The following is a 24210-nucleotide window of genomic DNA, read 5'->3' on the forward strand; positions in this document are numbered from 1 at the left end:
GTCAGAAGAAAATCAAAAAGGCGTCCTCTTTTGAGAACGCCTTTGTCCACCTTTTATCTTTTATCTAAGACCTCTTTGTCTATACCTCATTATATTACCATTTTATGGAAAAGTTTACTGTTTTTTTTGAAAAATTATTTTTTAGCATATACTTTCCACTGAGGTAATAAACAAGCGACTAACTCATAAAACTTCGTACTATGATTAGGATGAATCAAATGGCATAATTCGTGAACCACCACATATTCAATAAACGTCTCTTTCTCATGGATCAAACGCTTATTAAACGTAATACTCCCTCTAACAGGACGGCAAACACCCCATGTTGATGTCATTTGACGATATTTCACTTCAACAGGCCGAATTCCTGACTGCTCAAAATATCGCCAATACTTTCTCATATATTGATGAATTAACGCTTCTAACTGCTTTTGAAGCCACGCCTCACATAACCGTTCAGCCCTCTCTTCGCTGACACTTGGCGGCATTTCTTGTCGTAAACTATCTGCCTCAATTGAAAAACACGTGTGATTAGAAGCCAATCGACGCTTTTTTAATGTCTTCCCCAAATAACGAATCTCATCTTTTGACAGAACCGTTGAAGTATTCGCTATCTGCTGCAGCTTTTGATGGATCCAAGTTTCTTTAGATAAAATAAAGTCTTTAATAAACGAAAGTTCCATCTTCGAATTCGCCGTCACGACAATTTCACCACTTGGTCTAATTTTTAAGTACATATTTTTAATATTTTTACGTTCAAGTAAAACTTCAAACGTCTCGAATTGTAATTTCATGTTGCTTCCCCATCCTTGCTAACCTTTTCTTTATTTTTTTTCGACCTTCATCAATTAACGCAGTCCATCAGCTTCACCTTGTTTCACCAAGGACAAGATCAAGTCCTCTTTGCTCTTATTGGGGTTTAACTTGATGTAAGTCTTAATTTTTTATCCTTCTTCAACGTAACTCAAACATTGAATCACCGCTTCTTTTTGATAAAAAGACTTTTCATTTCCTTTGACAAACGAACTGACGATAGTAAATTAAAGCGCCCGTTTCCTTTAGCCTTGAGCTTTTAGAGAAATCATTCCTTGAAAGTTAATCTATTCTAAAAGAGCAATTAATCTCAACTGATTCAGTTGACCAAACAGATCGTGTTTAAAATAAAATCTGATTTGACTAAATAAATTTATCACTAATGGAATGAACAACTGTAGGACAATAGCTTAATATTCTTTTGAGGTGATTTTTCACGCTTTAATTCGAGTTTAACTAGATGATTCAGAAAAGATAATAGCTTTTCCCTTTCACATACATTGCTTGATTAAATAAAACATATCCCTCTCCTGGTTTCATCCGATTCGCTCACTTAAATTCATTAAACTGCATCCTTCCATTTAACACATGTAAAACGCTCCTGATTCACCTCGTTAAATTTATGATAACATAAAAAAAAAGGTAAGAGAATCTTACCTTTTCATTTCGTTAACGTTTCATTTCAACCGGTTGAATCCATACCCCTGAATAATTTTGATTCACTAAATTTTGTTGAACTTGTTTCGCATCATTTAAGCTTGAATAAGAACCACAAATCACACGATAATAGGTTTCTTTTTTCGTTTCTTTCACTAAGTCTGATTCTTCTGTTCGTAGTCCTCCACGTTCATAATCTACATTAAACGCTTTACATAATGAGACAACAATTGCTTCAACATAAGTATCTTCTTGATTTAAGAACGTATATAAATCCGCTTCATTATCTAAATAAAACATTTCAATAATATCCGTTGAAACACCTCCACGCCAAGATTCACGGATAATTCCATAATAATCCGTATAATTATACGTTTGTGTATATCTTAAGGTTTCAGGATCAATAAATCGTTCATAAAGCTCACCTGTATAGGCTTTTGAATAAATCGCACGGAAATTATTTAAACGACTTAATTCTTGTTTTAAATAATATTCAAAACGTGCACTATCTTCTTTAAGTGGGGTATAGATCTCCGCTCCACTTGATTCCCCTCCACCACCTGCGCTATTAACATGAATACTAATCGCTAAATTAGGTTGTAATTCAGCAATTACGCGTCCTCTGGCTGAGGCATTTCCAACATATGTATCATCTGTTCGTAACTGTGTCACCTTAAATCCAAGCTCTCTTAAGCGAGCTGTTACTTTGGTTGCCACTGTTAAGGTAATATCTTTTTCATTATACCCATGATAATGAGCTCCTTTATCATGTCCACCATGTCCTGCATCCACTACAATATAAGGCATTCTATCACTCCTCTATTTTAATAAGTGCCCACTATTTATATATGCGAAAAGCACAATAGAGGAATGGGCGTTTTGCCAATGTCTCTTTTTTGCTCTGCTTTTTTTAGTCATTATTTAAGACTAAATTCAAAGAATTATCGCTAAAAAAAGTATTCGCATTATAGACATATAACAATTCATTAATCTTTTCCTTTTCAATGAGTGCCTCTAAATCATCAAAATAATAACGCGGATCCATCACTAAAATCTCATCATAATACGGAATCAAAAAAGGAATCAAGGCATTGGCATAAGAATCTTTAAGGACTAGCAACCGATTCTCACTTGAAGAGGTCGTTTGAATTTTAACTAGCGAATGATTGCCACCTAAAAAAACAGTGTATTTATCTCTTCCCTCTAACGCCTCTGTTTGATAAACCGTAGTGCTTTTTTGCTGTTCTTCTACATACGTTACGACATACAAAACATCCGTTTGTGGTAAATACACCTCAATCGTATCTAAACTTCTCGCTTCAAATCCACTTTTCGCACTCAACGTTCCATCAAATGACTCCGTGACCGTCAAAACATGATAGTCCAAATCCACTTCTAAATCCAAACTCTTTGCCAACTGTAAAAATGTATAGTAGGCACCAAGAGTTGACCAGTGGTGATCATTCTTATAGTAAATCGCTTCTTCTTTATGCGATTTCAATGCTTCAGTAGCATTTACAAATAAGATATCCTCTCTTAACTGACTCGCAAAATTTAAAATAGACGCCTGTTGATCGATAACCGGTGCCTCTCTTGGAAGTTTGTCACTTAACACATAGACCGCATTGGGAACCATTAAAAAAGACGTTTTTAACTCCTTAGAAAAATCATTAATCGCTATCAGATTTTGATTAAGAATCTCCTCTGAAGCGGGATGAAAAGCCTCTATTAAATAATCATCAGATCCAAAGTAGACACCATTATTCTCCTTTTGTCCAAGTAACAAATCGGTTTGAGACTTCATTTGGACCCAAGCATCTCGCCCAAAAAACTGATCGTTTACATATTTTTCATATTTACTGCTATAACGACCTTCTAGCACCCGATCCCATTTAAACGTTGGTTTTTGTGCTAAGCTCCGGTTCTCCATTTCTGAAAATGCTACATTATCACTTAATAAATTCAACGTAAAAAACACAAAAATAAAAATCACCCACACACACGCTAAACTACTCCAATACATCCCTTTCCTCATGAGCTCATCTCCTAAAATCTGAAATATAGAAATGGATTATACGTCGTTGTCACCAAATAAGCCGTACTTAAAAGAAGGAGCGTGACTTGCACCACTAGCAGTAATCCACCCCACTTGGTGCTTTTTAAGGTCATTTGAATCTGTTTTAAAAGTGGCGTCGAACAAATAACTCCTAGAATCAATAAGAGGCCATAACTCATCAAATAATACATCGACGTTTTATCATACAACGCGTGTCCTGAAAATCCAAACATCACCTTTAAATAAGAAAAGGCGTCCCCTAGATTTTCAATACTAAAAAACGTCCAACCTATGATCACAAGGATTAATGTATACGCATGTCTTAACCATGAAGGCCATTTTTCAAGCCATTGCTTTAAGATGATTTTTTCAATAAAAAGCAAGACGCCATAATAAACGCCCCATATCACAAAATTCCAACTCGCTCCATGCCAAAGTCCAGTTAATAACCATACAATCAGTAAATTCCTGATTTGTTTTTTTATTCCTAATCGATTTCCTCCAAGTGGAATATAAACATATTCTCGAAACCACCCTCCCAGTGACATGTGCCAACGTCGCCAAAACTCCGTGACACTTTTTGAAATATACGGATCATTAAAATTTTCTAAAAAATCGAAGCCAAACATTTTTCCAAGACCGATCGCCATATCTGAATATCCACTAAAATCAAAGTAAATTTGTAATGTAAAAGCAATCATACCAAGCCATGCCGTTAGGACTGACAAACTACCAAATTCCATCTCTTGAATCGTTGTAAATAAATACCCAATAGTATTCGCAAGCAACACCTTTTTAGCAAGACCTGCGATAAAGCGCTCCGCACCTAATCCAATCTTTTCAAAACTCTCCTGACGTTCGCTTAATTGAATTTGGATGTCAGTGTATTTGACAATCGGTCCCGCTACAAGTTGTGGAAACATCGTGACATACAAGGCGAATGAAATAATATTTTGTTGCGCTTTAGTTTTTCCAGTATATGCATCAATAACATACGATAAAATTTGAAACGTGTAAAATGAAATTCCAATCGGAAGCGGGATATGTTGACCCTCTAAGCTTAAATGAAAGAGGTAATTAACATTTTCAATGAAAAAATCATAGTATTTAAAAAATCCAAGTAACCCTAAATTAAAAAGAAGTGCCACCATAAATAAGATTTTTTTTTGATTCGGATTTTTTTCCATCAAAAGAACCAACACGTAATTAACAACAATGGATAAAAGCATCAAGACGATATATTTTGGCTCTCCCCACGCATAAAATACTAAACTTGCGATTAATAAAACGAGATTTCGTCCCCGTCTTGGCATCAAAAAATAAGCCAGAAACACGATAGGAAAAAAGACAAACATGAAAAACAAGCTACTAAAAACCATTGATTCTCACCCTACTTCCTAAATGCATTCAAAAAGGCATCACAGTATGTGTCGACTTCGTTTGATACCGCAAAAAACAAATAACTCCCTCGAACTTTTAGCTCATAGTTATCTAGTAAGCTACAATTTTCTGGCTTATAGCCGCTAAAACGATTGATTTGACTTTCAACGCGAGCCTCAACCATTGACTCGATGTCCTCAAGTTGCGAACGATCTTTAACCTCGACAACCAATATCTCTTCAACTTCCATCGATGAAATCGACACGTAATAAACATAACCCAAAATCTCATTTGGATTAACTCCAATGAACCGTCTTAACTCCTTACTCCCCACCTCTTTAACCCGCGTTTCATCGACGAGTAGCGCCTCTTTAATCTGCTCTAGTGAGACATTGGTTGCTTTCTCGCATCCTGTTAACATACTGATTAAAATAAAGCTTCCTAAAACCAAGATGCTTAACTTTTTCATCACTTTGGCTCTGCCTCCTTATACGCTTTAATCACTTGCATCCAAATCGGATAAAACGTCGATTTTACATGAATTCCATCCGGTTCATACATGTCTTCCCTCACATAAGAAGCCACATCTAAAAAACGATAATCTGACACCTCACATAATGTCTTTAATGCCTCATTAAAAACTGTGACACGTTCTAAACTTAACTCAGGTATATTTTTGGCGATATCTTCTCGAATCGGAAAAATAGACACAATATAAACCTTTAAATGAGGTAATGCCTGTTTCATTTCTTGAATTAAGGCCTCATATCGTTCAATGTATTGATCCGCCGTTTTATAGACGAGTAAATCATTCGCACCGAAAAGTAAAAAGACTTCATCAGGACTTAAACGAATGACTTTTTGAACTTCTTCCTCTGCTGTTGCAAGTCGAAGTCCAACTTTCGCTACAACAGAAGAAGGATCTAAATAATCATACGCGGTAAAGGCCTCAACAATCGAGTCTCCCATAAAAACAGAAGACGCAAAGTATTGTTTAAAATCACATTCTTCTTGATTTATTTCTAATCTATCGGGCTCTTTAGCTTGTTTATTTGCAATCATGTCTAGTACTTCACTCACACTCACTTCCTCTAATTTTTTCAAAACTTGGACACTTTCTTCTTGATACGGAGCTATCCCACTTTCTTGTGAATTTGTTCCTTTAGTACGTAAAAAACAAACAACCATTATCATTGTAACGATACAAAAAATAAGATAACGACCTTGCCAAACCCATCGTTTAAAGCGATTGATTCCCACCCTGATCCCCCCTTACTTTATATTAAACTATACGCTTCTCGCCCCTCATTTTATTACGCTAATTGAAGATATTTCCTGACATTCCCCTCTAATAAAAGATAGCGACAAAAGCCTTTTCTTTGTTGAATCTTCAGTTATCCCTATCAAAAAAAGACCTCCTAAGAGGTCATATTAATAATCGATTAAACACCTGATCTTTTGCAATCCCATGACTAATAGCATACAAATACGCGTCTTTTTGTGTTTCATGTGATTTAAAATAGGCATAGTCTCCTTTAGTTTCAATCGTAATAAATAATTTAGCATCAGTCGCGACCTCATCAAGTGTCTGCCAATCTGCCACTAAAGGCCGGTGAAATCCTTTTAGCAATCGAATGACCGCAATTTTAGCTTCATCAAGTTCTCCATATCTAACTTTTAATTGAGCTTCTTCGCCGTAATCATCATGCAATTCACGGCAAACTTCAATAATATCGAAAATAAGTAACTCAGCTAAGCACAGAACAAGTTCATCTTTTAAGTCTTCCGTTTCAATGAGTTCGTTTAACTCGCGTTCATACATTTGTAAATGAAAGAGTAAACTTAAAAAATCATCATATTCATCCTTTGTAAAGGCAACACTTAAGATATTTGTATTTCGTAAATTGATATAAGAGTCTAATGCGTCTTTCGTTTGACTTAAAAACTCTAAAATTCCTTCTTCATTCACAATCATGTTCTCACTCCCCCTGGTACAAAAAAAGAGTAGTTACACGCTACTCTTTTTCAGGATACAAACCCTCATTTGTATCAATTTATTCATTTATCTCACTGTTTATACTACATCCTATGACAAAAAAACTATTTCGTGATATCTCTTTAACCGTCGTCTCATATATTCGTTAAAAAGAAAAGCTCATCATTCATTTCTCATCCCAATTTAATTTAAGCCCTAACCCTTGCTGCAATCATCCCATCATCCGTCGGTTGATTCGTATTTATCTCCCCTTTCATCCAAAAACACCTCTTTAATTCGTTCAATACGTCGCGCTAAAACCGTAGGAATAGGTACTCCGAGTTCATGAAGATTTTCTAAAATCGAGGTCCCCTCTTGCAACACTACACCACCTCCTAAAATCTCCATTAATCCGACGTTCTCCACTCCCATTTCACAAAAAAATAACATCCCCTCACTTGGTAATAAATTGAGTAAATTAAAGCCAAGCATCTCATCGAGTAATTTAAACACAAGCATCGAAAATAAAATCATGGCCTTACGAATCAATCCATCTAATCCCACTGAACTATTTAACTGACACTTCAAATAGGCCTTCACATAGCCAGTAAAAAAATCAACAATGACTAATAAGACGACAATCATTAATATTCTCATCATTTTTTATCCCCCTTTCTCTAATGAATATCTTCCTCTCTCTCATTTAGTGTGCAAAAAGCAAAAAAGAAATCAGCGGTACGCACTGATTTCTTTTTTAATGTTGATGTAAAACATGGACTAATCCTTGTTCATATAACATTTTAATATGATTATCATCTAAAGAATAGTAAACGACTTTTCCCTCTTTACGAAACGAGACTAAATGAGCCTGTCTTAAAACACGTAACTGATGTGAAATCGCTGAGTGTGTCATATCTAGTAAGGAGGCTAAATCACACACACACATTTCCGAGTTAACAAGGGCTGAGATGATTCGAATACGAGTCAAGTCTCCCATCGCTTTATATAAATCTGATAATTTCAGTAATTCTTCATCACTTGGCATGACATCTTTTACTTTTTTAATGACATCATTATGAATTGAATCAACACAACATGCTTCCACGAACTCACCTCTATATACTGACTGATTAATCCTGTCACGATCTGATTTCAGTCATCATTATTCAAATACTTTAGTACGAATAGAAACTATAGTCTTGTTAAAGTTTTCAAAAACTCTAGAAAACTTATCGGGACTTATAGTTTCGACTGATGAGTTGATTATAGTCCTTCAGAATAGAAAGTTCAATACTTTCTTGTAAAAACATCAATTCCTAACAAATATGATTAAATTTTACCGTTTTTCTCGATCTAAAAATAAAGATTTCACAAGTGCTAACTGTTCCCTTAATTCCCACTTATATCGTTTTCTTGAATCAGTTTTCGCTCCAATAAGCTGACAGTTAAGATGTAATCGGTGAGCAAGTAATCTCGTTCTAATGCTGTGAAATTCACTGGTTACAATCGCAACGCGTTCTTCTTTAATTAAAGGTTTACAAAACAATAAATTTTCAAATGTATTTCTGGCTAAATCTTCAACGATAATACGATCTTCTGAAATCCCAAATTCTTCTATCAATACGTTTTTCATGATATGGGCCTCTGGAAGTTTCAAATCTGTTCCATTTCCTCCCGTCACAATGACACGTAGCTGAGGATTTTCATGAAGAAGCAAAGCCCCTTTTTCAAGTCGAGAACGAAGAGTCGTACTTACTTCATTACTATGAAGTAATGAACCTAAAATAATAAGCTGATTGATGTCTGCTTCTAATTCTTCGTGCAATGAACTGTTCATTTCAAGATGTAAGACAATCGTATAGGTTACCCAAGCAATTAAAATATTACTCATCTGTACTCCTCCTTTCACTCTTTTACTGTATGGTATGAGTGAAAGTCAAAATTGTGTTTATTTGATGACTAAAATAATGAGTTAAAATAGGTCAATTGCCCAATCTCTTTGCATACGTTATAGTAGATAAAGCGATTTCTTACATCATGACGTGAAGAAAAGGAAGGAAGTGAGTCGTATGGAAAATGAACGTATTGAAGTAGCAAATTATATGATTAAATCGACTGATTCAATTCAAACGATTGCCAATCTGTTTCAAACTACTCCAAAAGTATTGATCCAACTGAATGGAAATCAACCCCTCATTATTAAAGCTAACCGTCAAATTAAAGTTCCCCTACTTCCACATCTCAATCAACACGTCGTTAAATCAGATGAAACGATTCAAGATCTACTCATTCGGTTTAAATTAACACCTGAAGAATTATTGATGTTAAATGAAGATTTACAATTAGCACCTGGTCAAGTAATTAAATTGAAACCTTAAAAAAAGGTCACGAAGCATTTGGCTTTGTGACCTTTTTTTTAAAACTGTTTGGCTTTTTGAACCATTTGATTTTGTAGTAAACAAATTTGTTGTTTGAGTTGATCCTCGTTAAAACTGTTACGTCCCCAAAGGGTAATTGAATCCACGTCAGTAATTCCAACGAGACTCAGCACAGCTTCAACTTGCGAAACATGATGATTTAAAAAAGAACGATTGCCGCTATAAGGTTGTCCGGATGTTGAAATATACATCACTTTCATATCCGAACAAAGACCAGCTACTTTTCCGTCTTGATAACCAAATGTCACATGACGATACACGATATTATCTAAATAAATTTTTAGCATCGCTGGAAAACTATGATTCCAAACGGGGGCCGCAATCACACACTTATCAAAAGATTTAAATTGCTCTGCTAAATGCCGAATTTCTGTTTCTTTTCCTTGATTATACAATGCTAATCGCTCACAATCCATAATCGGCATAATCGTTTGATACAAATCTAACACTTCGACCGTGTCATTTGGATGTGATAATTGATATTGTTTAATAAAAAAATCAGATAATGTAAAGGTTAACGACTGATCATTAGCTTTCGGATTAGCCTTTATATATAAAAGACGCGCCATAAATTCACCTCGTAATATAATTTTAATGCTCTTTAATCCCTATCATAATATGATGAAATACGATGAATTTATAACGCGTTTTATCTAATTATTTAATTTTAATTACATTTTGTGAAATTCACGAACCAATGCCTCAGCACATTTAATTCCATCGATACCCGCTGAGACGATTCCACCTGCAAATCCAGCTCCTTCACCTGATGGATAAATCCCTTTAACCGTTAATGATTGTAAACTTTCGCTATCACGATCAATACGTACTGGAGAAGATGAACGAGACTCGACTCCCGTCATCACAGCGTCATGCATCCCAAATCCTTTTAGTTTACGATCAAATGCAATTAAGCCTTCACGCATGGCATCTGTAATATAATCTGGTAATAATTTATTCAAATTCGTTAATTTAACACCTAATGCATAAGAAGGGGTCACACTTCCAAGTTTTTTAGACGCTTGTCCTTTTAAGAAGTCCCCAACAAGTTGAGCTGGGGCTGTGTAATTACTTCCACCCATACCAAAAGCTTTTTCTTCTAAACGACGTTGGAACTCCACCCCTGCTAATGGATGATCTGATCCAAAGTCTTCTGGAAATACTTGCACTAATAAGGCACTATTCGCATTTTCTTGATCACGCGCATGTTCACTCATTCCATTCGTTACGAGACGCCCTTTTTCAGAACTTGATGGAACGACTAAACCACCTGGGCACATACAGAACGTATAAACGCCTCGACCATTTGATGCCGTATGTGTTAAACGATATTCTGCTGCTCCTAATTTCTCATGACCTGCAAATTCTTTATACTGAGCTTGATCAATTAGCGTTTGAGGATGTTCAACACGAACTCCTACTGCAAATGGTTTAGCTGTAAATTGAACCCCACGATCATACATGTGATAGAACGTATCACGTGCACTATGTCCAATTGCCACAATCACATGATTAGATTCAATGACGTCTCCACCTTTTACTTTAACTCCTGTGATTTGATTATTTTCAACGATAAAATCTGTCACTTGTGTATTGAAGCGAACTTCTCCACCAAGCGAAATAATTTTTTCACGAATATTTTTAACGACACCACGTAATAAATCCGTCCCAACATGAGGATGTGCCATATATAAAATATCTTCTGGTGCTCCCGCTTCAACTAACGCTTCTAACACCTTACGTCCACGTAAATCTTTAACACGAGTCGTTAACTTCCCATCTGAGAACGTTCCGGCTCCACCTTCACCAAATTGAACATTTGAATTTGGATCTAACTTTCCTTCGCTCCAAAATTCCTCAATCGATTTCACACGGTCATCCACACTTCCACCACGCTCAAGAACGATTGGTTTATACCCCATTTCCGCTAAAATTAATGCTGAAAACATCCCAGCAGGTCCAAAGCCAACGACTACTGGACGGTGAGACATCTGTTTTTCTCCCATAGAGGGATACGCATAATTTAATTCAGGTGTTTTAACGATATTTGGTCGATTTAACTTCAAAATTTGGTCTTCATTTTTAAGGGCAATATCGACGGTATAAACGAACTCCATTTTTCCGCGACGACGCGCATCAATTGACTGTTTATAAATTCTATATTCCAGTAAATCTTCTTCACGAAGCTTTAATTGTGCTAACACTAATTCTTTTACTTTTTCAATCGGATCCTCAATTGAAATTTTAATCTGCGATACTCGGATCATATCATCACTCACTTTCTTAACTAACCTATTATAGCACAAATCGACTTAAAAATTTCATTTAACGTTTCCGCACTGATAAAACTCCCTTAAAATAAGACGTTTTAAAGAGTAGGTAACATGATCATTCAAATAAAACACAGAGCCTATTCCGTCCCCTAGTTAATCTAGTAAACGGTAAAGTAAGAGAGTATTGCCACTAAAGATGAATGCTTCAGAGATTCTCATGCCTTTTGAAATTATTTTTCTTAAGCCATAAAAAAACTTTTTCTATTAAGGCTTTCGTCATAAACAGACATGTGATACACTATTAGTAAGCGGTTACTTTAAGGGGGGAGAGGGTAGCATGTCTATTATCAAAAAATATTTACTCGTCATCATCATAACAGGAATTTTTATCACATTGAGTGGAGCACTGTTATTAGGTCCTTTTGCCTTTTCAACCATCACCACTTCAACGGTTTGTGATGCCGTCTTAGATCATATCGCTGAGCAAATTACATCCACTGAAACAGGTGTAACCTATGAATTAAGTGACTTAAAGACAGAGACTCGTTTCTCTTATCCCAAACAAAAACCGTTTATTCCAGTGAATTATACAATAGGTGGAGCTATTGTTGAACCTCAAACGAGTCTTTATCTCGTTCACGAAGGAAATTTAACACGTGGTAGCAAGCTAACTCTAGAATTTGAAGTTATCCCAACCTCTAGTGGCGTTTATCATTACTATCTAATCAATGAAACCGGCGTTATCGATGAGTTTGAAATAACCGATTCGACCTCTTATTACAACCATCTAAAAATCAAAAAAACAGGAAACTATGCCATTATCTTATCCGTTGAAGACGCACTCGGAGATTATAAGCTCAATTATCATATTACAAGATCTATTCTTCCGCTCTAATCAATACGCTATCTTAATAGAACTAACAAAAAGGATGTCAGCAAGACATCCTTTTTGTTATCGCCATTATTTTAAATGGTAACTGATCAACCTCAATTATATTAATTTGATTAAAATCGTGATGATTCCAAGAATACCAAGGCACATTCCTACTACTTTATTTAACGTTTTAATCTCACACTTGTTCGCAAATTTAGCACTCACATAAGCCGCTACTACACAACAGATAATCACGACTAACATCGGAATAACCTGTATGCTTGCCCCCATAGAAAAATGACTAATCGTTCCAATTAAAGCCACTAGTGTCATAATCATCGTACTTGTTCCGACCGCTACTTTTAAATTATAACCCAGATGTAAAGTGAACACTGTCAGCATTAAAATTCCTCCGCCACTTCCAGTAAAACCACAAATCCAACCGATTCCACATCCAAAAATCATGGCCTGTATCATTTTTTTCTTACTAATCTGTTCTAGTCCAGCTTCTGCATCATGCCCTTCCTCAATGGGTTTGACTAAAAACTTGATCCCGAGAAAAATAGTTGTTAACATTGAAATATAGCCAAGTCCATCTGGTTGCGACTGAGAAAAAAGAAATCCACTGTAACTCCCAACAATCGTTCCGACAAAAGCAGTCATTGCTACTAGCATCCCATGCTTTAAATCAATATTTTTGTTTTTATAGTAAGTATATGCCGTCAATAAACTAGCCAAAACATCTGCTGCAAGCGCAACTGTTACAGCATCATAACTCTTCCATCCACAAATACTGACTAGTAAAGGTGTAATGATGACTGCCGCCGAAAGACCTGCAAGTCCTGTTACAACACCTGCCCCTATTCCTGCGAAAATATAAACAAGATATAACATCATCGATTCCTCCTTTAAGATACTCAAAATTATCCTCTCAAATTTCAATTATATTAATGAAAAAACAAAAACAGTCAATTCTTAACATGTTTTACCTTTCTTTAATAAATCAATATTTCTACTTTGAATTCATTTATTAAAGAAAAACCCATTTGACATAAAAACAATCCTTATTTTAGTCTAAATTCTAATGTTTTTAGGTTTAAAGATTATCCCATTTTATCTCAATCTCATTCATCATCTCCCTCTCTTCTCATCAGATTTCACGTCATAAAAAAGGGACTTTTCAGTCCCTTCTTAATAAATTGTGTACACATTTTTATGAGTGTTTGATTGAAGATAGCCCTTTTTGACATACTCGTGGAATAGATAAAGAGACATTGAGTATAGTGGCAAAATGTAAAGTCCTACTAACCCTAACGTTAAGGCAGCTAAAATTCCCCAACCAATAAAACTAACTTGTAAAATAAATAACTCCCATTTATGTCCATCCATCATTTCACGGCTTTCAGTAATGATATCATCCACTGACATCCCTGGATTTTCATTCGCAATATAATAAACTTGTGAATACGAATAGCCCTTAATGATGCCTGGAATGACAAATAATAATGACCATAAAAAGAGGTAAATATCCTTTACAAACGTTAAGGCCATCACCGACCCTAACTCATCAGTCGGGAAAAAGTCACGAATCGTAAAATCTTCACCACGACGAATTTTTCTTAGGACATCAACAGACCCATACCCAACCAATCCAGTCACTGCCATATTCAGTAACACATTTAAAAGCGGGATAAAGGAAATCAGATTAGACACAATCGCCATCACAATCCAAATTCCAGCATAAATTAGTGCAAATTTAGCCCATGAATTATTTTGAAATTGAGCACGTGCATGTCGTTTAATTTCACCACGCCACTCTATCTTTTGAAATAAGGCAATTAAAACTAAAATAAACGGAACACCGCCAGTTATAAAAAAGGGAATTGTCCAAAACATTCTCTCACATCACTTTCATCAATTATAATCCTATTCTACTGACTTCTAATCAATTATGCAATATTTTTCCATGAAGTTCGGATGAAGTTTTAGACAAAAATTTTTTTAGCTGTTTTAGCAATTGTAGCTGTACTAATCAAATCAAAACCTCCTCCCACAATTCCACCTGTAATCGGAACTAATTTAATTAAATTAATTGCACCTGTTTTCCCCATTTTGGTCAATAATCGAAATCCGACTTTTTGATTAATTTTAGTTAACACTTTACCTGGGATTTTTTTTACTAAAGATGTCCCCATTTTGACACCAATTTGAATGCCACTTTGTTTTAAAATTTCTCCTGCAGAATTCCCAGTTAACGCCACATAAATAAATGTTTTAACTTGGTCATCTAACACATCATATCCTCTCATATGGGCAATAGCAGCAATCATTCGAATTTGAACATATAAAACCGATGCTACATTGGCAGGGATAGCAACCGGCAAAGTTAACACTCCTCCCAATCCAGTTATAAATCCACTTGTCATACATTTCGCTTCTTGAAAAGCGATAAATTTATCAATGGCTTTCTCAACATCTTGATATTTTTCTAAATATTTATCTCCAAGTTCTTGAGCAGTTTCAAAACCTGGTAGCCCTTGAATAGCTTTTTCATAACAAGTATCTAAAACCTGTAACATTTTATCTTCTGTTATTTTATTGTTCATATCTGTTCACCTATTTTAATAAAATTTCGTTACTATAGTATAATCACATTTCGTTGGCGTGAAACGGTATCTACCCCGTTCATCTTTTTCAAACAAAAAAAAGAAACCTAAAGTTTCAAGCGTAATATATGTCAGGAGGTGAAGATCAATGCCAATTCAATCCAAACTTTTAGCTATCTTAGAACGTGCTCACGAATTAAAAGCGAGTGACATTCACTTTGTCATGAAGAATGAAAAGATGTGCATCGAATTTCGAGTCGGAGCGTTTATGGTCCCATATGAAGAACTTTTAATCACTCAATATGAAAGTCTATTAGCCTATATTAAATTCCAAGCCTCACTCTCACTCATGCACCCCAAACAACCTCAATCAGGTCTCTTGAGGCTTCAAAATCAAGAACTTACCTATTATTGTCGGGTCTCCATTCTTCCCACTCAACACTATCAAAGCCTTGTGTTGCGGCTGATTAATCACACACACCAAAAGCAACTTCATGAGATTCCGTATTTTTATCGAAATGTAGCCGCGCTTCAGCAGATGGCGACGAAACAAGCAGGACTTTTGCTAATTAGTGGTCCGACTGGTTCTGGCAAAACAACAACGACTTATGCGCTAATTGATTATTTGAAGCAAGAGCTTGGAAAAAGTATTGTAACCATTGAGGATCCAGTCGAATATCAGCAGCCAGACATCATTCAGATGCAAGTGAATGAAACAATGGGCATGACGTATGATGTTGGGATTAAAGAGATTTTACGTCATGATCCCGATGTTATTATCATTGGTGAAATTCGAGACAGTCAAACAGCGAGACAGGCTCTACGTGCCGCTTTTACGGGTCATTTGGTGATTTCCACGGTGCATGCTAAAAATGTGCTCGGAACGATTAACCGTCTACTTGATTTAGGCATTACTCTTCAAGAACTAGAACAAGGAGTCATTGGTGTAGCGAATCAGCGTCTCATTAAATTTGATGATGAACAAAAGGCTCTTTTTGAACTTTGTTTTGATGATCATCTTGACGTCTTATTCCATCATTTAAATGAAGGAAGTCCAGTTCAACCATCGTATCTCACACTAGATGAGGAGTTTTCACAATGCCAACAACAAAGAGCCTAAAATCATATTGGAGCTTAAGCATGCAACAAAAATTTTTATCCCGGTTTAGTCAACTGTTAGAAAATGGCTTCTCGATTGCCGATGCCCTTGCTATCATGAAAACTCTATTTAAAAAACACGCCGTTGATCCTATGATTATTGCCTGCTTACAAGGTCAAAACTTTGCCGATACCTTAGAAGAGTGCCACTTCGAACATCGGATTATTTACATGATTCGTAGTAGTGAGCAAGCAGGAGCCTTACTACAAGGCTTACAAAAGGCCGCTGATTATAGCGACTTTCATCTTAAAAATCGGTCAGACCTCTCTAAAAAAATTCGCTATCCCCTCACCTTATTTGGCCTCATGAGTCTCATTTTAATCGCCGTGTTTATTCTCTTCATGCCAAAAATTCAAAGCTTTTACGATAGTTTCAATTTATCCGGCGATACTGACTTCTTGCAAACGATCTTTATCATCATTGGATGCTTGATCGGAGTCATCGCTTTACTAACCATCCTCATGACCCTCATTTTGAAATGGCAGTCTATCCCCTTTCAAGCCCACGTCAAACAATGGTTATTTAAACTCCCCTTATTACGTTCGCTCATGCAAAAAATCTTTAGCTACTATTTTAGCAGTCAATGGCTTATCTTCTTAACCTGTGGCTTATCCTTAAAAGAAAGTCTTGAGATGATGCTAAAATTTGAAACCATCCCCTTTATCAAACTCATCATCAAAGAATTCAATCAAACCCTTGAAGCTGGAACACCACTAGAACTTGCCTTCCATCAATCTCCGTATTTTACCCCCTACTTCAGGCTCACGATGGCTCATGCCCTAACCCTTGGAAGTATTCAAGCTGAACTTGCTTACTACTCTCACTCAGAATTCAAACAGTTATCTGCTTTGCTAAGTCAAAGCTTCAAAATTCTTCAATTCAGTCTGTTAATGCTCATTGGCATTATCATCATCTTGATCTACTTAAGTATCTTACAACCCGTCTTTCAAATGATTGACATCATCTAAAAAACTCTAGGAGGAACAAACAATGAAAAAATTAAACCAAAAAGGATTTACCCTAATTGAAATGATGATTGTTTTAATAGTGGTAAGTATTCTAACCCTACTCATTATTCCAAATGCAGCTAACTATATTACTAAAGCTAACGAAGATGGATGTGTAGCTTATAAAAACTCACTCACATCACAGGCTGTGGCAATTAAACTTACAAATGGAGCGTATCCCGAAACAGTAGATTCTATCGATAGTAGTGCTACTAATAATCTGACAAAAATTTGTGGTACAACTAATTTTTCTTATGATAAAGCTACTGGAGAAGTAAAATAAATACCCATGCTCAAAAATCAAAAAGGTTTCACCTTAATTGAAGCACTCATCGCGCTTTCTATTACGAGTGCCCTTATTTTAGCGACTTCAACCTCTTTCATGAAACTCTATGATTACATTAATCTGAATCAAACGTTAGCTACCATCCAAGCGGATCTCGCTTATATTCGTCAAGCGAACATGATGCCAAAATCATCACAGCTCATCCAACTAAAAATTTATCGACAACAAGGTTACTATGATGTTTCTTCCACCGATGAGAAAACGCTCTATTTTCGTCGCTATTTGCCTCCAGGTGTCAGCCTTAATGCTTCTGAATCCATTATCACCTTATCATTCAATATTTTTGGTCATATTGATAAAGGTCAAACCATTGTCGTCAATAGTCGTCATTTCAAAAAATCGATTGTCTTTTCAATCGGCGCAGGAGGTGTAGATATTAGATGAAACTTAAGCGTGAATCAGGATTTATTTTATATGAGTGCTTAATCAGTTTGATTATTTTGGGTGTCGTGTTGAGCACCTTGCTTCAAATGCTTCCGAATCTTTTAATGGCCCGTCATCAACTCACTCAAGAACAACTTATTTTCAATCAAATCTATCAACTTAAAGATGAACTTTTATATCAACAAAAAACATTTCCAGACACCCTATATTTTGACTCCCCGCTTCCTTATAAAATAACCTTTTCACCCCATCAAGTTTGTGCCCATTATCCCTTAGGAGCAACTTATGAAAAAACACTTTGTTTGTAAGCTTAATTCAAAAGGATTTCTATTGCTTGAACATTTAATTGCACTCATCATCACCTCACTATTACTTATTACCTTACTTAGCCTTATTCAAGTCACAAAATTATATGCCTCGAATACTGATGCTGTTTTATTAAATGAACTAGAAGCTCTCGCCACACAAATCCAAATTGAAGCTCGACTTTCCCTTTATTTTTCTTCTCCTAATCATCAAATCCTTAATCTTCACCAATCAAATGGAGACACTATTTCTTACTTTATCTCCGATGAGCGATTGATGCGTCAGGTCAATGGAAAAGGCGGCGAGATTGCCTTGTATCATTGTAAAACCTTAAATGTAAAGGATCATCAAGCTAATTATGCCACCATTCATTTAAAAACCTCTTCTCAAAGTATGACTGTATATTTAAACACCTTTAATCTTCCGCTTCCTACTATTGAATTACTTGAAGATGAGGAGCTTTTAGAAGAGCTAGATGATCTCTCATTCCCTCTAGAAGAAAATAATAATCATTCATTACTAGACAAAGGGTTCTCTGAAGACAGTCTCGATGTCCCCTTTCCAAATGAGGAGTTCTTTGAAGAAAGAGATGATGATCTAATCGTTGAAGATGAAATGATTAATGAGGAGTTGATGTCTGATGATTAATAATGAAAAGGGAAGCATTCTTTGTCTTACGCTTACCCTTGCCTTGATTATGGCCACCCTCTTGCTAACCTTATCGCAACAGCTTCAAAGCCAGACCTTACTGTTTGAAAAAAGAAGAGAGTATCTCACGTTGACCTTACTTGAAAAGGAATGTCTGAAATTCGTGCTTGATGAAATCACAGATCCTTTGCAAACAATTCCTAAATATGAATCTTCTAAAACGATTACCCTAAGTAATGGGGCAAGTGCGATGCTAAAATATTCAAATTATACCCAAAGCCTTGATGTCACTTATCAGGTCTACTATAATGAGTATTTAGGTAAAGCAAAAGTATCTTACGATAAAAAAAGTAAAACCTATACACTAGTACACGGGTGATTATTCATGAAATCAATCATTTTAATTGGGATGATGGGCAGTGGCAAGACAACAATTGGTCAAGCATTAGCGGCTGACTTATCTAAATCCTGGGTCGATACCGATCAATACATTGAAGAAAAAGAACAACAAAGCATTTCTTACTTATTTGAACATCACGGTGAATCTTACTTTAGAGATTGTGAAACTCATGCCCTTTCAGAGCTTCTATCACATGTTGATATCATTTCAACGGGTGGTGGAATCATTGTAACTGAGGCTAATCGTCACCTGATTCAAAATGAGGCAACCGTCATCTATTTAAAAGCAGAAATTAAAACCTTAATTCATCGCATTAATCCAACAAATCGTCCACTGCTTCAAGATGAAGACATTCAAACAAAACTTGAAACCCTATATAAAAAACGACATCAATGGTATGAGTCTTGCGCTCATTTAACGATTGAAATTGATGAACTAGGAATTTTAGAAACTGTTGATTATATTAAATCTGCGTTAAAACTTTATTAACCTCCAAAAAAGCAATGTCCAGACGGTTCATTGCTTTTTATTTAGGCACAAAACCTCCCACTTAGAATAAATTAATACTATAACCAAGCTTAAATCAGGGAGTGAAAATATGAGTACTTTAAACGTCCCACATCATTACAAAACCATACAAGCCGCTATTAACGCTGCTCATAGTGGCGATACCATTAGGATTAAACCTGGTATCTATCATGAATCACTTCAAATCATAAAAAAAGAACATCTCTATCTGCTGGCCCACCCTGGAAGCGTCATCCTTGACGGAGAAAATCAAGCTAATATTGGCATTGAAATCGACTCACATCACATCCAAATCCAAGGAGTGCAAATCATTAACTTTATAGCAGGTATTGTCTCAATTGGAAATTATAATACCTTTTACCAAATCACGTGTGCTAATCATCAACAAAGTGGTATTTCGTTTATAGGACACCATAACCAACTTCTGCACTGTCACCTCATGGATAATAAAAGTAGCGCCATTTCATTTTCGGGAAACCATAATATTTTCAAGGCGAATCGAGTTCAAAACTGTTCTCGTGGAGTGGTCGCCTTAGGTCCTTCTTGCCATAATTATTTCATCAAAAATCTTTTAACTCATATCGAAACGTATGCTCTTGGGATTGTCTCAAATGGATCAAAACATCATATTTTTTACAAAAATACAATTGATGATTCGAAATATGGAATTTTAGTTCAAAACGGAAGTTCGCAGCTCGTTAAAAACAATATTAGCCACTGTCATGCTTGCGGGATTTTAATCGGTCACAATCAAGCCACCATCTGTCAAAATACCTTAAAAGCGAATGAAACCGGACTTGATTTATATACTGACTACAGTGAGATTACAGGAAATACCATTCAAAGCGGCCATCAAACAGGTATAAATCTTAATGGTAGTCACAATAAAATCTCTCAAAACGTTGTGGTTCATTACAATAGTATTGGAATCTTAATGAATGGCTATCATAACTTACAAAGCCATAATATTTTACAAGGAAATCAAATCAATCTCATTGAAAATGATTTAAAAGAACCCTTGATCGACGTTCCAAAAGATTTAGAAGACTAAAAAAAAGTCGCTATATGAGCGACTTTTTATTTTAAAAATGGATTATGATTTGTTTCTTCTTCAATCGTTGTACAATCACCATGCCCTGGATAAACAAGGGTATTTTTGGGTAATGTTAGCAGCTTTTTCTTAATACCAGTTACTAACTGATCATGATTTCCATAAATAAAGTCGGTGCGACCAATGGATCCTTTGAATAAGGTATCCCCTGTAAAGAGCATGTCACCTTCTTTAAAATAAAAACACAAACTTCCTGTTGTATGTCCTGGCACATGGAAAGCTTGAATGTTTGTATCGATGCAATCAAATTTGGCTCCATCTGCTAAAAATTGATAATCAAAATTAGGATTTAACACAAGACGTTCATAAATCATAGGTGATAAATTAACATCTGGATTTTCAAAATATTCTTTTTCTTTTTTATGCGCATAAATGGGAACTTGGTAATGAGTTGCTAATTCATTGACTGCTCCAATATGATCAAAATGACCATGTGTCAGTAAAATAGCTTCAAGTTCTAATCCTTTCGTTTTTAGGTGTCTAATAATCGTTTGCGCATTCGCAGCCGGATCAATGACGACGGCTTTATTGCCATTTGAGACAAGGTAACAGGCTGTTTGAACAGGCCCTAAAATAAGTGGGAAAACTTTCATTTTTAACACCTCATTGACGACGGAAGCACCCTAATAAATAGGGTGCTTAATCCGAAGTGATTATAATGTTTTTGCTAAATAAGCTGATCCGACGATTCCAGCGTCATTTCCAAGTTCAGCTAATACAAATTCTGTTTCACGAACCGCACTGAATGCGAAGGCTTGGTAATGTTTTTTAATCGTTTCAATTAAGATATCTCCTGCTTTTGAAACTCCACCACCAATAATGATTTTTTCAGGATCCGTTGTTGCTGCTAAGTTAGCCGCTGTTAATCCAATGTAGCGTCCTAATTGATCTACCATTTTGATTCCAACTACATCTCCTGCTTTAGCTGCATCGAAAACGTCTTTTGCCTCGATTTTTTCTAAATCGCGTAACGTTGATGCCTCTTCAGTTGCTGCTAAATATTTTTCTGTTTCACGAACAATTCCAGTTGCTGAAGCAACCGTTTCTAAACATCCTTTTTTTCCACAGTTACATTGATTTCCATCTTCTAAAACAACTGCGATATGTCCAATTTCTCCACCAGCACCGTGAACACCTGCAATCACTTTACCGTCGATGATGACACCACCACCCACTCCTGTTCCTAATGTGAACATGATAGCATCTTTAGCACCTGCTGCTGCTCCTAACCATAATTCTCCTAAAGCCGCAACGTTTGCATCATTTCCAACAGCCACCGGTAAGTTAACTAACGATTCTAACTCTTCTTTAACATTTTTTGTCGACCAACCTAAGTTAACAGCGACTACTACAATTCCTTCATTATTAACAGGACCAGGTACTCCCACCCCTACTCCTTCAACTTCATCTTTGTTAATTCCTTTTTCAGCGCATTTAGCGTCAATTGTTTTAGCAATATCTGAAAGAATATTTTCACCATTATTATCTTTGTTCGTTACAATTTCCCATGCTTCTAATAATTCACCTTTAGAAGAGAATAATCCACACTTGACTGTTGTCCCACCAACATCAATTCCGAATACGTATTTTTTCATCTCTTTTGTCCTCCTTCTAAGTTTGAATGATCTTACGTTCATTTATGAATATGATTCAATATCTGTCGAATCGAGATTTAATATTTTCGAATAATATTTTAACATAACTCTTCTCAAATATAAAGATGAAACCCTTCCATCCTCAAAAGCTAACCCGTTACATATCATTAAAAAAAACACACTACTTCATAAAAGTAGTGTGTTTAAGGTAACGTTAAATTAACGTACAGAGTCTAACGTTTCTTTTAAAACAGCCACTGATTTAGCTAATTTATCGCGTTCAGATCCTGTGATATTTAATTCAAATACTTCACGTACTCCGTTACGGTTAATGATAGCAGGAACCCCTACGAATACATCATTTTGTCCATATTGTCCATTTAAGTAAACAGATACTGATAATGAACTGTTTTCATCACTTAAAATAGCTTTAACAATACGAGTTAATGCCATACCGATTCCGTAGTAAGTTGCTTTTTTACGATCGATGATGTGGTAAGCTGCGTCACGTACATTAACGTAGATTTGTTCTAAATCTTCAAATTTATATTGTGGGTTATCATTGATGATATCTAATAATGGCATTACCCCAACTGTTGTATGAGACCATAATGGGAACTCAGTATCTCCGTGTTCTCCAACGATATATCCGTGAACGTTACGTGGGTCAACATTTAAGTATTTACCGATTTCATAACGTAAACGAGCTGTATCTAAAGTTGTTCCTGATCCGATTACACGGTGGCGTGGTAATCCTGATTCTTGCCAAGCTACATAAGTTAAAACGTCAACTGGGTTACTTGCAATGACTAAGATTCCGTTGAATCCTGATTTCATGATGTCACGAACAATTCCACGCATAATACGTGCATTTTTCTCAACTAAATCTAAACGTGTTTCACCTGGTTGCTGTGCAGCTCCCGCTGTGATTACAACGATATCAGCTGTACGGCAATCTTCATATGTTCCTGCCCAAATATCCATTTTATGTGGTGCGAAAGGTAACCCGTGGCTTAAGTCCATTGCTTCCCCTTCAGCTTTGTCTTTGTTTACATCGATTAAGACGAATTCTTCTAATCCACCTTGGTTTAACATTGAATAAGCAAAGCTCATTCCTACAAATCCTGTTCCTACTAAGACAACACGTCTTACTCCAGTTTTCATGGCTGTCACCTCTATTTATGTTATTTGAGTGCATCATTTATTTTTATGACTTGAAATCACCTTATTTGAAAATTCAAGATGTAACCGATGCCTCATTTAATTCCATTATATCCTATAATTCATTTATTCACAAACATTATGACCTCTTTTTTTCATTAAAACGTTTTCGTCTTATTTCGATACGTTTTTTGACATTTTGACATTTTTCATTTTCTTCTAAAACATATTTCGTTTAAAAGTGATTCATCGACTTCTTAAAGATTATAACCTTTTAAATTTGAAACCATTTTCTTTTACATGGAACGAAATTCAGCATACTGCTCATTTTATATCGATATCTTATTAAGCCTTCTGTTTTAGAATGAATCTCATACGAAGAAGTTTAACCTCTCTATTGAATCATTCTCTTTTTATTATGCTTCAATTTTCTCCATAACATTCTCGTTCATCTCAAATAAAGCCTTTTTCTAAAAAATGAGACAAAAAAAAA

At 35.7% G+C, this 24210-nt stretch carries 29 protein-coding genes; 11 read left to right on the forward strand and 18 right to left on the reverse strand.

Translation table 11 applies throughout. The annotated features are described in order from the left end of the window. Positions 1 to 134 precede the first annotated feature (134 nt). From HMPREF9402_RS00690 to HMPREF9402_RS00735, 10 genes are all read right to left on the reverse strand, one after another. Positions 135 to 794 carry a M48 family metallopeptidase gene (locus HMPREF9402_RS00690; RefSeq protein ID WP_009606187.1) on the reverse strand — a complete coding sequence of 220 codons (660 nt, stop codon included), beginning with the start codon at positions 792 to 794 and terminating at the stop codon, positions 135 to 137. A gap of 688 nt (positions 795 to 1482) precedes the next feature. Next, the gene (locus HMPREF9402_RS00695; RefSeq protein ID WP_009606172.1) at positions 1483 to 2277 is read right to left on the reverse strand and encodes an N-acetylmuramoyl-L-alanine amidase; all 795 of its coding nucleotides are present in this window, start codon (positions 2275 to 2277) and stop codon (positions 1483 to 1485) included. 103 nt (positions 2278 to 2380) lie between these two features. Continuing rightward, on the reverse strand, positions 2381 to 3505 hold the full coding sequence (locus tag HMPREF9402_RS00700; RefSeq protein WP_009606183.1) for a DHHW family protein: 1125 nt from the start codon (positions 3503 to 3505) through the stop codon (positions 2381 to 2383). 11 nt (positions 3506 to 3516) lie between these two features. Continuing rightward, complete coding sequence (locus HMPREF9402_RS00705; protein ID WP_006785828.1) at positions 3517 to 4905, reverse strand: MBOAT family O-acyltransferase; 1389 nt, start codon at positions 4903 to 4905, stop codon at positions 3517 to 3519. A gap of 11 nt (positions 4906 to 4916) precedes the next feature. Next, positions 4917 to 5375 carry a DUF4358 domain-containing protein gene (locus HMPREF9402_RS00710; protein WP_155061897.1) on the reverse strand — a complete coding sequence of 153 codons (459 nt, stop codon included), beginning with the start codon at positions 5373 to 5375 and terminating at the stop codon, positions 4917 to 4919. Beyond that, positions 5375 to 6166, reverse strand: coding sequence for an SGNH/GDSL hydrolase family protein (locus HMPREF9402_RS00715; protein ID WP_006785826.1), 792 nt, complete (start codon positions 6164 to 6166; stop codon positions 5375 to 5377). Before HMPREF9402_RS00715 ends, HMPREF9402_RS00710 begins: the two co-directional genes overlap by 1 nt. A 166-nt stretch (positions 6167 to 6332) precedes the next feature. Next, entirely contained in the window at positions 6333 to 6881 is a 549-nt protein-coding gene (locus tag HMPREF9402_RS00720; protein ID WP_006785825.1) for a hypothetical protein, read from the reverse strand. 240 nt (positions 6882 to 7121) lie between these two features. Then, positions 7122 to 7541, reverse strand: coding sequence for a phage holin family protein (locus HMPREF9402_RS00725; RefSeq protein ID WP_009606169.1), 420 nt, complete (start codon positions 7539 to 7541; stop codon positions 7122 to 7124). A gap of 94 nt (positions 7542 to 7635) precedes the next feature. Next, positions 7636 to 7986 (reverse strand): ArsR/SmtB family transcription factor, encoded by a 351-nt coding sequence (locus HMPREF9402_RS00730; RefSeq protein ID WP_006785823.1) that lies wholly within the window; start codon positions 7984 to 7986, stop codon positions 7636 to 7638. 231 nt (positions 7987 to 8217) lie between these two features. Continuing rightward, the gene (locus HMPREF9402_RS00735; RefSeq protein WP_006785822.1) at positions 8218 to 8772 is read right to left on the reverse strand and encodes a YdcF family protein; all 555 of its coding nucleotides are present in this window, start codon (positions 8770 to 8772) and stop codon (positions 8218 to 8220) included. Between the two features lie 178 nt (positions 8773 to 8950). On the opposite strand from HMPREF9402_RS00735, the gene HMPREF9402_RS00740 reads away from it, so the two are divergent. Then, positions 8951 to 9259 (forward strand): LysM peptidoglycan-binding domain-containing protein, encoded by a 309-nt coding sequence (locus HMPREF9402_RS00740; RefSeq protein ID WP_006785821.1) that lies wholly within the window; start codon positions 8951 to 8953, stop codon positions 9257 to 9259. A gap of 38 nt (positions 9260 to 9297) precedes the next feature. Here HMPREF9402_RS00740 and HMPREF9402_RS00745 read toward each other — a convergent pair whose 3' ends face one another. Beyond that, positions 9298 to 9888 (reverse strand): FMN-dependent NADH-azoreductase, encoded by a 591-nt coding sequence (locus tag HMPREF9402_RS00745; protein ID WP_006785820.1) that lies wholly within the window; start codon positions 9886 to 9888, stop codon positions 9298 to 9300. Positions 9889 to 9990: 102 nt separating this feature from the next. Beyond that, complete coding sequence (locus HMPREF9402_RS00750; RefSeq protein WP_009606189.1) at positions 9991 to 11586, reverse strand: NAD(P)/FAD-dependent oxidoreductase; 1596 nt, start codon at positions 11584 to 11586, stop codon at positions 9991 to 9993. A gap of 343 nt (positions 11587 to 11929) precedes the next feature. Here HMPREF9402_RS00750 and HMPREF9402_RS00755 point away from each other — a divergent pair, with 343 nt between their 5' ends. After that, complete coding sequence (locus HMPREF9402_RS00755; RefSeq protein WP_009606178.1) at positions 11930 to 12487, forward strand: hypothetical protein; 558 nt, start codon at positions 11930 to 11932, stop codon at positions 12485 to 12487. Positions 12488 to 12583: 96 nt separating this feature from the next. Here HMPREF9402_RS00755 and HMPREF9402_RS00760 read toward each other — a convergent pair whose 3' ends face one another. The 3 genes from HMPREF9402_RS00760 to HMPREF9402_RS00770 form a co-directional block, all read right to left on the reverse strand. Next, the gene (locus HMPREF9402_RS00760; protein ID WP_006785817.1) at positions 12584 to 13363 is read right to left on the reverse strand and encodes a sulfite exporter TauE/SafE family protein; all 780 of its coding nucleotides are present in this window, start codon (positions 13361 to 13363) and stop codon (positions 12584 to 12586) included. Between the two features lie 294 nt (positions 13364 to 13657). After that, positions 13658 to 14362: a DUF975 family protein gene (locus tag HMPREF9402_RS00765; protein ID WP_006785816.1), complete on the reverse strand. Its 705-nt coding sequence runs from the start codon at positions 14360 to 14362 to the stop codon at positions 13658 to 13660. An 89-nt stretch (positions 14363 to 14451) separates the two neighbouring features. Further along, positions 14452 to 15072 (reverse strand): EcsC family protein, encoded by a 621-nt coding sequence (locus HMPREF9402_RS00770; RefSeq protein WP_006785815.1) that lies wholly within the window; start codon positions 15070 to 15072, stop codon positions 14452 to 14454. Positions 15073 to 15220: 148 nt separating this feature from the next. Here HMPREF9402_RS00770 and comGA point away from each other — a divergent pair, with 148 nt between their 5' ends. The 9 genes from comGA (at position 15221) to HMPREF9402_RS00815 (ending at position 20901) form a co-directional block, all read left to right on the forward strand. Next, entirely contained in the window at positions 15221 to 16192 is a 972-nt protein-coding gene (gene comGA / locus HMPREF9402_RS00775; RefSeq protein ID WP_006785814.1) for a competence type IV pilus ATPase ComGA, read from the forward strand. Further along, positions 16171 to 17199, forward strand: coding sequence for a type II secretion system F family protein (locus HMPREF9402_RS00780; protein ID WP_229098566.1), 1029 nt, complete (start codon positions 16171 to 16173; stop codon positions 17197 to 17199). Before comGA ends, HMPREF9402_RS00780 begins: the two co-directional genes overlap by 22 nt. Before the next feature lie 22 nt (positions 17200 to 17221). Further along, positions 17222 to 17521 carry a competence type IV pilus major pilin ComGC gene (locus HMPREF9402_RS00785; protein WP_009606173.1) on the forward strand — a complete coding sequence of 100 codons (300 nt, stop codon included), beginning with the start codon at positions 17222 to 17224 and terminating at the stop codon, positions 17519 to 17521. Positions 17522 to 17527: 6 nt separating this feature from the next. After that, on the forward strand, positions 17528 to 17968 hold the full coding sequence (locus HMPREF9402_RS00790) for a type II secretion system protein (protein ID WP_009606181.1): 441 nt from the start codon (positions 17528 to 17530) through the stop codon (positions 17966 to 17968). Continuing rightward, complete coding sequence (locus HMPREF9402_RS00795) at positions 17965 to 18276, forward strand: type II secretion system protein (RefSeq protein ID WP_006785810.1); 312 nt, start codon at positions 17965 to 17967, stop codon at positions 18274 to 18276. The genes HMPREF9402_RS00790 and HMPREF9402_RS00795 overlap by 4 nt, the downstream gene beginning before the upstream one ends. Then, positions 18254 to 18922 (forward strand): competence type IV pilus minor pilin ComGF, encoded by a 669-nt coding sequence (locus HMPREF9402_RS00800; protein ID WP_009606171.1) that lies wholly within the window; start codon positions 18254 to 18256, stop codon positions 18920 to 18922. Before HMPREF9402_RS00795 ends, HMPREF9402_RS00800 begins: the two co-directional genes overlap by 23 nt. Continuing rightward, positions 18915 to 19301 carry a hypothetical protein gene (locus HMPREF9402_RS00805; RefSeq protein ID WP_006785808.1) on the forward strand — a complete coding sequence of 129 codons (387 nt, stop codon included), beginning with the start codon at positions 18915 to 18917 and terminating at the stop codon, positions 19299 to 19301. Before HMPREF9402_RS00800 ends, HMPREF9402_RS00805 begins: the two co-directional genes overlap by 8 nt. A 6-nt stretch (positions 19302 to 19307) precedes the next feature. Beyond that, complete coding sequence (locus HMPREF9402_RS00810) at positions 19308 to 19811, forward strand: shikimate kinase (protein ID WP_009606180.1); 504 nt, start codon at positions 19308 to 19310, stop codon at positions 19809 to 19811. Positions 19812 to 19920: 109 nt separating this feature from the next. Then, positions 19921 to 20901: a right-handed parallel beta-helix repeat-containing protein gene (locus tag HMPREF9402_RS00815; protein WP_009606186.1), complete on the forward strand. Its 981-nt coding sequence runs from the start codon at positions 19921 to 19923 to the stop codon at positions 20899 to 20901. Between the two features lie 26 nt (positions 20902 to 20927). Here the strand turns inward: HMPREF9402_RS00815 and HMPREF9402_RS00820 are convergent, their stop codons facing one another. The 3 genes from HMPREF9402_RS00820 to HMPREF9402_RS00830 form a co-directional block, all read right to left on the reverse strand. Beyond that, positions 20928 to 21554 carry an MBL fold metallo-hydrolase gene (locus tag HMPREF9402_RS00820; protein WP_009606177.1) on the reverse strand — a complete coding sequence of 209 codons (627 nt, stop codon included), beginning with the start codon at positions 21552 to 21554 and terminating at the stop codon, positions 20928 to 20930. A 60-nt stretch (positions 21555 to 21614) separates the two neighbouring features. Next, positions 21615 to 22556 (reverse strand): ROK family glucokinase, encoded by a 942-nt coding sequence (locus HMPREF9402_RS00825; protein WP_006785804.1) that lies wholly within the window; start codon positions 22554 to 22556, stop codon positions 21615 to 21617. A gap of 219 nt (positions 22557 to 22775) precedes the next feature. Further along, a complete protein-coding gene (locus HMPREF9402_RS00830) occupies positions 22776 to 23720 on the reverse strand; it encodes an L-lactate dehydrogenase (RefSeq protein ID WP_009606176.1) in 945 nt (314 codons plus the stop codon). Positions 23721 to 24210 lie beyond the last annotated feature (490 nt).

It is taken from the genome of Turicibacter sp. HGF1 (assembly GCF_000191865.1).
Taxonomy (GTDB): domain Bacteria; phylum Bacillota_I; class Bacilli_A; order MOL361; family Turicibacteraceae; genus Turicibacter; species Turicibacter sanguinis.